Annotated in this window: 6 protein-coding genes, 2 tRNA genes and 1 other annotated feature; of the genes, 1 reads left to right on the top strand and 7 read right to left on the bottom strand. The window is 53.7% G+C overall.

From position 1 onward, the window contains the following. Positions 1-112: 112 nt before the first annotated feature. The 7 genes from PKH29_06530 to PKH29_06500 form a co-directional block, all read right to left on the bottom strand. Positions 113-204 (bottom strand) — tRNA-Ser (locus PKH29_06530). A 109-nt stretch (positions 205-313) separates the two neighbouring features. Then, a tRNA-Ser gene (locus PKH29_06525) sits at positions 314-400 on the bottom strand. A 63-nt stretch (positions 401-463) separates the two neighbouring features. After that, positions 464-1,039, bottom strand: coding sequence for a sugar transferase (locus PKH29_06520; GenBank protein HNX14492.1), 576 nt, complete (start codon positions 1,037-1,039; stop codon positions 464-466). Positions 1,040-1,105: 66 nt separating this feature from the next. Then, positions 1,106-1,726, bottom strand: coding sequence for a YigZ family protein (locus tag PKH29_06515; protein HNX14491.1), 621 nt, complete (start codon positions 1,724-1,726; stop codon positions 1,106-1,108). Between the two features lie 106 nt (positions 1,727-1,832). Next, positions 1,833-2,039, bottom strand: a complete 207-nt coding sequence (gene rpmE, locus PKH29_06510; protein HNX14490.1) for a 50S ribosomal protein L31 — start codon at positions 2,037-2,039, stop codon at positions 1,833-1,835. A gap of 116 nt (positions 2,040-2,155) precedes the next feature. Next, a complete protein-coding gene (locus tag PKH29_06505; protein ID HNX14489.1) occupies positions 2,156-4,510 on the bottom strand; it encodes a valine--tRNA ligase in 2,355 nt (784 codons plus the stop codon). A 41-nt stretch (positions 4,511-4,551) separates the two neighbouring features. Then, positions 4,552-4,833: a binding site (T-box leader), on the bottom strand. Between the two features lie 53 nt (positions 4,834-4,886). Continuing rightward, positions 4,887-5,630, bottom strand: a complete 744-nt coding sequence (locus PKH29_06500; protein ID HNX14488.1) for an AraC family transcriptional regulator — start codon at positions 5,628-5,630, stop codon at positions 4,887-4,889. 191 nt (positions 5,631-5,821) lie between these two features. Here PKH29_06500 and PKH29_06495 point away from each other — a divergent pair, with 191 nt between their 5' ends. Further along, positions 5,822-6,859 (top strand): VCBS repeat-containing protein, encoded by a 1,038-nt coding sequence (locus PKH29_06495; protein HNX14487.1) that lies wholly within the window; start codon positions 5,822-5,824, stop codon positions 6,857-6,859.

Raw genomic sequence — 6,859 nt, 5'->3', positions numbered from 1 at the left:
TTGTTGCAATACTGTGACTTATTTTTCATCTCCGCCCCGTTCTTGCTGCGAGAGTTCTCACCCCCCATTCCCCCCAAAAACAAAAAACACCCCTTCGGGTGCTTTTCGCTTTTGGCGGAGAAGGAGAGATTCGAACTCTCGCGACGGTTTCCCGTCCTACGCCCTTAGCAGGGGCGCCTCTTCGGCCAACTTGAGTACTTCTCCACGGCCAAAGGTCTTCGGTTTCAATTGTCTGATTGCGCTTTTTCGTTGCTTATCTGTACGGGAGTCCCGTATGCGGACGCCGAATTCGGAAATCCGAAGTCCGACTTTTTGGCGGAGAGAGTGAGATTCGAACTCACGGCTCTTACGAGTCACCGGTTTTCAAGACCGGCTCCTTAAACCACTCGGACATCTCTCCGAACAGCCCTAACATCATAACATACCGATTTTCGGATGTCAATATTTTAAAAGCAAAAAACGCTTACAGCTTTACGCCTTCGTGCATGAAGACGCGTTTGACCGACAGCAGGCAGCACTTCAAATCAAACCCGAAGGACAGCTTTTTCACATATTCACCGTCATATTCCGCTTTTTGATGATCGGTCAATTCGTCGCGCCCGTTGATCTGCGCCCAGCCGGTCAGCCCCGGCCGCACCGAATTCGCGCCGACCCTGTCGCGCTCCTCGATCAGATCGTATTGGTTGAATAACGCCGGCCTCGGCCCGACCACCGACATATCTCCCCGCAGGATATTGAACAGCTGCGGCAGCTCGTCCAAACTGTATTTGCGCAAAAACCGCCCGACCCCGGTGATATAAACCTGCGGGTCTCCGAGCAGATCGGTCGCAACGTTCTTTGGGGTGTCAATGCGCATGGTTCGGAATTTATAGATATTGAAAAGCTTTTTGGCTTTTTTCACGCGCTTTTGCACAAAGAATACAGGGCCTTTCGAATCCAGCGCGACGAATGCCATGATCAATAAGAAAAACGGCCAGATCAGCAAAATCGCGATCAGCGCCGCAAGAAAGTCCAAAATCCGCTTGACGATATGATACATTGAAATTCCCCGCAAAAATTTGTTGGGTATAGTATACCCGTATTTTACACCGGATGAACAAAATTTTCAAGGAATGTCAAGAAATTCCGTCCCCAACGGCGTCAAGAGAGCGCGCCCCGAAGTCAGTTCGGCGAGTATTCCGGCCATTGCGGCCGCCTTTTCGGCAGGCAGATAATATTCAAACGCGACTTTGTCAGAATACTGCGTCCCGGTGATGACCGCGCCGCCGTTTTGAAGCGCGTTTTTGATGCGGTCCCCGTCAGGGTATTCCACCGTGACCGTAAACCGCGCGCACAGCGTCATCGACACGATTCCGGCGGCTTCCGTGCCCAGTTTCGCGGCCGCGCCGTACGTTCTGACAAGCCCGCCCGCGCCGAGCAGAATTCCTCCGAAATAGCGCGTCACTACGATGGCGCTTTTGAAAATCCGCCCTGCTTTCAACACCTGCAGCACAGGCGTTCCCGCGGTCCCCGACGGTTCCCCGTCGTCGCTCGCGCGCATGTTCCCGTCGTCGATAAAATAAGCCCAGACGTTGTGCGTGGCGTCTTTGTGCCGCTGTTTGACGCGCGAAATAAAGGCCTCCGCTTCGCCGGCGGTTTCGGCCGGACGCGCGGCGGCGATGAATTTCGACCGCTGTTCGACGAACACGGCCTCAGCTTCGGTTTTCAGGGTCAGATAGCTGTTCATACACACCCGCAAACTTGCGCGAATAAAGCAAAAAGCGGTACCGCGCTCTTATGCGACAGCACCGCAGAAGCGGCGCCGAAGCACCGCGAAGTTTTGCTTAAATGGATTACTTCTGTTCGAGATTGAATCTCTTGTTGAACTTATCGACGCGTCCGCCGCTGTCGACCAGCTTCTGTTTGCCCGTATAGAACGGATGGCACTTCGAGCAAATATCAAGACGCATATCCTTCTTGGTGGAGCCCACTTCGATGACTTCGCCGCAGGCGCATCTGATCGTTGTCTTTTCGTATTTCGGATGAATCTTTTCCTTCATGTCGTCTCACCTCTTTGTTTGACGCTGTAGTCGCTGACTGAAAGTCATAACAGCGGTTCATTATAACATGCATATTCCTGCCTGTCAAGGATTTTTACCGAAAATCTTCGCTCTGTTTATTCCGCCCGATACACAATCCTTCCCGCCCTCGAACAGGACCGCAAGTCCTTTTCGCTCTCCCTGAACATCGGCAGCAGCGCTTCGGGCGCGCTGACCGCCATCTCGTCAATCTCCGTGCGCATCGAGAGATTGTGCTCGGACTTATATTTGCGCACCTCTGCGACGGATTTTTTCAGATATTCGCCGAACGCCAAAACCGTCTCATCGGCTTTTCCGGACTGTTCCCACTTCAGCAGATGAATCGACTTTTCGCCCTCATACCGCCTGAAAAAGTCCTGATAAATCACCTCGGTCATGTGCGGGATATACGGCGCATAGAGCTTCAAAATCGAAAAAAGGGTGTGATAAAGCGTAAACTGCCCGCTTGCGCGCGCATCGCAGCCGTGGAGGTCGGGCTGATAGAGACGGTCTTTGGCGATTTCGATGTAGTTGTCGCAAAAGTCCTTCCAAAACAGGTCGTCGATCTCATGCCGAGCCGAACCGATCTCATATTCAAACAGAGATTGCCGCGCTTTTTCCACCGTCACGTTGACACGCGCCAGTATCCACCTATCGACCGGCAACAGCTCCGGGGTTTTTGTGAGGTCGATATCCTGTAAGTGCGAAATAGCGAATTTCGACGCGTTCCAGAGTTTCGTTAAGAACCGTTTGGCCTCCGCTAAATCATCCTGTGAAAAAAATGTGTCGGTGCCGAGCTTCGCGCTTGCCGCCCAATACCGCATGGCGTCCGCCGAGTGCTGCGCAATCAGGTTGGCTGGCGCGAATTCGCTGTTTGCCTTGGATTTGCTGAACTTCTCGCCCTTTTTCGCCAGCACAAATCCGCTGATCATCACGTCTTTCCAAGGCAGTTTGCCCGTGTGATAGAGCGAACGGACGATGGTGTAAAACGTCCAGGTGCGGATGATCTCGTGCGCCTGCGCCCGCATCGACATCGGGATAAGAGGTATGCCGTTGCGTTCGTTGATCTGCGGCGTCACCGACGAGGTCGCCCAGGTATCCAGCACCGCGCTCTCGGGGACGAATTCTTCACACCCGCAGCCGCATTTGCCTTGATAGGGCGTCTCGAGCGGGTTGACAGGCAGCTGATCAGGCGTTGCGAACGCCGGCTTGCCGCATTTCTTGCAGTACCAGACCGGAAACGGAATACCGAAATAGCGCTGCCGCGAGATGCACCAGTCCCATTTTAAATTCGACACCCAGTCGACATAGCGCCCCTTCATTGACGCGGGGTACCAGTTCAATTCATCGGCGGCTTTTAAAAACCGCTCCTTTTCCGACAGCACGTCGATATACCACTGCCGCGACGGCAAAATTTCGGTCTCGGTGCCGCAGCGCTCGTGAACGGCGACCGTGTGGGTGAGTTCCTCGGATTTGAGCAATAACCCTTTTTCGCCGAGCAGCCGGATGACCTCTTTTCGGGCGGCCTTGATCTTCAGCCCGCCGATGAACGGCACGCTTGCATCGATCAATCCGTCCGGCGCAATCACTTTGCGGTAAGGGAGATTGTATTGCCGCGCCCATTCCGCGTCGGTGCTGTCCCCGAACGTCGCGCACATCACCGCGCCCGTACCCTTGTCAATGCCGACTTTTTCATCGGTCATCACCGGAATCTCGTACTCATACAACGGCACTTTGACGTTCTTGCCGACAAAGCGGGCATAACGGCTATCCTCCGGGTTCACGAACAGGCAGACGCAGCCGTAAAGCATTTCCGGGCGGGTCGTCGCCACTTCGATCACTTCGCCGCCGCAGATAAACGGCAGATAATTGAAACTCGAATCGATGTCTTTGGTATCGAGTTCGGCCTGCGCGATTGAGGTCTTGCACTCGGTGCACCAAAGCACCGGCGACTCTTTGCAGTACGCCTTGCCCATGCTGACCAGTTCCAAAAACAGCGCCTGCGAGATTTTGCGCACCTCGGGGCTGATGGTCGTATATTGCAGGTTCCAGTCCGCCGAAAACCCCAGCGACTGCCACAGTTCGCGGAACTCCCTTTCGTATTTCTCGGTCGTAACATGGCATTTTTCAATGAACTCGCTGCGCGGCAAATCCTTGGCGACAATCCCCTCATCGCGTTCGACGAGCCGCTCGGTCGGCAGGCCGTTATCGTCGAATCCGAACGGGTAAAAGACGTTGTAGCCCTGCATCCGCCGGAACCGCGCGATCATCTCGGCCTGCGTATACGAAAAGATATGCCCGATGTGCAAACTCCCGCTGACCGTGGGCGGCGGCGTGTCGATGGAATAGAGCGCACCTTTGCTTCTCGGGTCAAAGCGGTAAATCTGTTCTTTCGCCCAAAAGTCCTGCATCTGCTTTTCCATAATTGTAAAGTCGTAATTCTTCTCCATCATCAAACCCTCCAAACAAAATAAAAACACCCCGAGGCAAATTGCCTCAGGGCGAACATTGATAAGTTCGTGGTACCACCTGATTTCGGAAAGAAAACTTTCCGCGCTCTGCCGATACGGGATAAAGTTTTTTATCCGATATCGTTTCCAATTTAACGTTTGGAACATCCGTTGAGGCCTACTTGTAAAATCAATCGCAATTGATTTTTCGTTCGGTTCACGGCTCGGGGGCTACTTTCTGCGTTCGTTTTGCGAAGGGCTCGCACCAACCGCCTTCTCTCTGTGCCAAAACAAAAACGCCTACTCTTCCCCGTCAATGCCTTTACAATATTTAATTTGACATAGTATATCACCGGAATTCGGAAAACGCAACCCCTTTTTAGCGATTTAATCGAAATTCGGAGGGCGGAAGTCCGGTTTCGGCTTTAAATATCCGCGAAAAATAATACGGGTCGGAAAAGCCGCACATACGCCCGATGTCGCCGACCGGCAGAGAGTTGCCGCCGAGCAGCGATTTGGCCTGCTCAATGCGCATGCGCAGCAGAAACCGCTTGGGCGACAATCCGGTCTGCCGCTCGAACAAACCCCGAAAGTGGTTCAGTGAAAACGGCAGTTTTTTCGCGGCCTCGGTCAGGTTGAATTCGGGATTGGAGAGATTCGCCGCCAGCGTGTGCTCAAACTGCTCGACATAGGGGTTTTTCTTGGCAAGCCCGCGCCCAAGCACCGTGATGTAGGCGACAAACGCCTCGGTCAGCGCTGCGGCGATCTGCTCATGCCCATTAATCCGGCATTCATAATAGAGCTGCCGGATAATATTGAAAAAGTCGCCGCTCGCCGTGTCACAGAATACCACCGGCACGGTCCGGTCGGACAGCGCACCGATGCTTTTCACCGAGACAAAATAATTTTTATATCCCTGTTCCGCGCGCTCTTCGTGGTTGATTTCCGGCGGCTGACAGATGACCGTACCCGGCGAAAACGCCCATTCGACACCTCCGATGGTGTTGGTTCCGACGCCGTCGCAATAATAGGCCACTTCCCAAAAATCATGCTTGTGCGCGCCGAACAGATAGGTCGGCACATCCATGCGCCCGATGCTTAAAAGATTCCCCGCAACAGTCACCTCCCGCCTATAAAATCAATATATCATACAGGCATGCGCAAATCAACAGCGGCATAATACCGTGTTTTTCTCTATCCGCATTGTGTTTTTGTCCATTTCTATCGCAGCGCCTGTGAGTATAATGAAATCGATGTGAAGAAGCGGAGTTCGAAAACAAATTTTCGAACTTTCTCATGAAAGGTGGTATCATCTTGTTAAAATTCAAAAAGCGCTTGATCGACAAAGGGACTTTTGAAGCGGCTTCGGTATTCGACGCCGACGGCGACGGCATTCCCGACATCGTCTGCGGCGGCTATTGGTACAAAGGCCCCGATTTCACGCAAAAATTCTTTATGTGTGACGTGATGCCCGCGGATGAATACTTCGACGATTTCTCCGATTATCCGCTCGACGTCAACGGCGACGGTAAACCCGACGTCATCACCGGCGGCTGGTGGGGTAAGCGCATCCGCTGGCGCGAAAACAACGGCATAAATCCATGGCCGGTACACGAGCTCGACGAATACGGCAGCATCGAGACCACCCGCTTTTATGACATCGATGACTGCGGCACGGTCGAAGTCGTTCCGAACACCCCGGGCATGCCGCAGTGTTTTTATAAACTCGAAAACCATCAGCTCGTCCAATATATCATCGGAAGCGAACCCTCGGGCCACGGCATGGGCGTCGGCGACATCGACGGCGACGGCAAACTCGAAATTTTACTCAGTAACGGCTATTTAAAACAAAAGACCACGCCGTACGAGCCATGGGAATTCATCCCCGCCTGGGACTGCGGCTGTGCGGCCGGCGTGCCGATTTTGGCCTATGATGTCAACGGAGACGGCATCTGCGACATCATCTACGGCAACGGGCACGGCTACGGCCTGTTCTGGCTGGAGCAGAAAGCCGACGGCAGCTTCGAAAAGCACGTCATCGACGGCGCAGCTGCTCAGTACCACGACCTGTGGCTGGTTGATCTCGACAATGACGGTGAGTTGGAACTGGTCACCGGCAAACGCTACCGCGCCCACTGCGGTCATGACTTCGGCGACAACGACCCGGTCGGGTTATATTATTACAAGATCGTCAAATCGACCTTCGTCCGCCATGTCATCGACTTCGGCGACGCGGGCGAGGCGTCGGGCGCGGGTATTTACATGTGGATCGCCGACACAAACGGCGACGGCAGATTAGACATCGTCGCCCCCGGCAAAGAGGGACTCTATCTGTTTGAGAATTTGGGATAA

The organism is Oscillospiraceae bacterium (assembly GCA_035353335.1).
GTDB lineage: Bacteria > Bacillota > Clostridia > Oscillospirales > JAKOTC01 > DAOPZJ01.
This window is presented reverse-complemented; position numbering and strand designations above follow the sequence as displayed.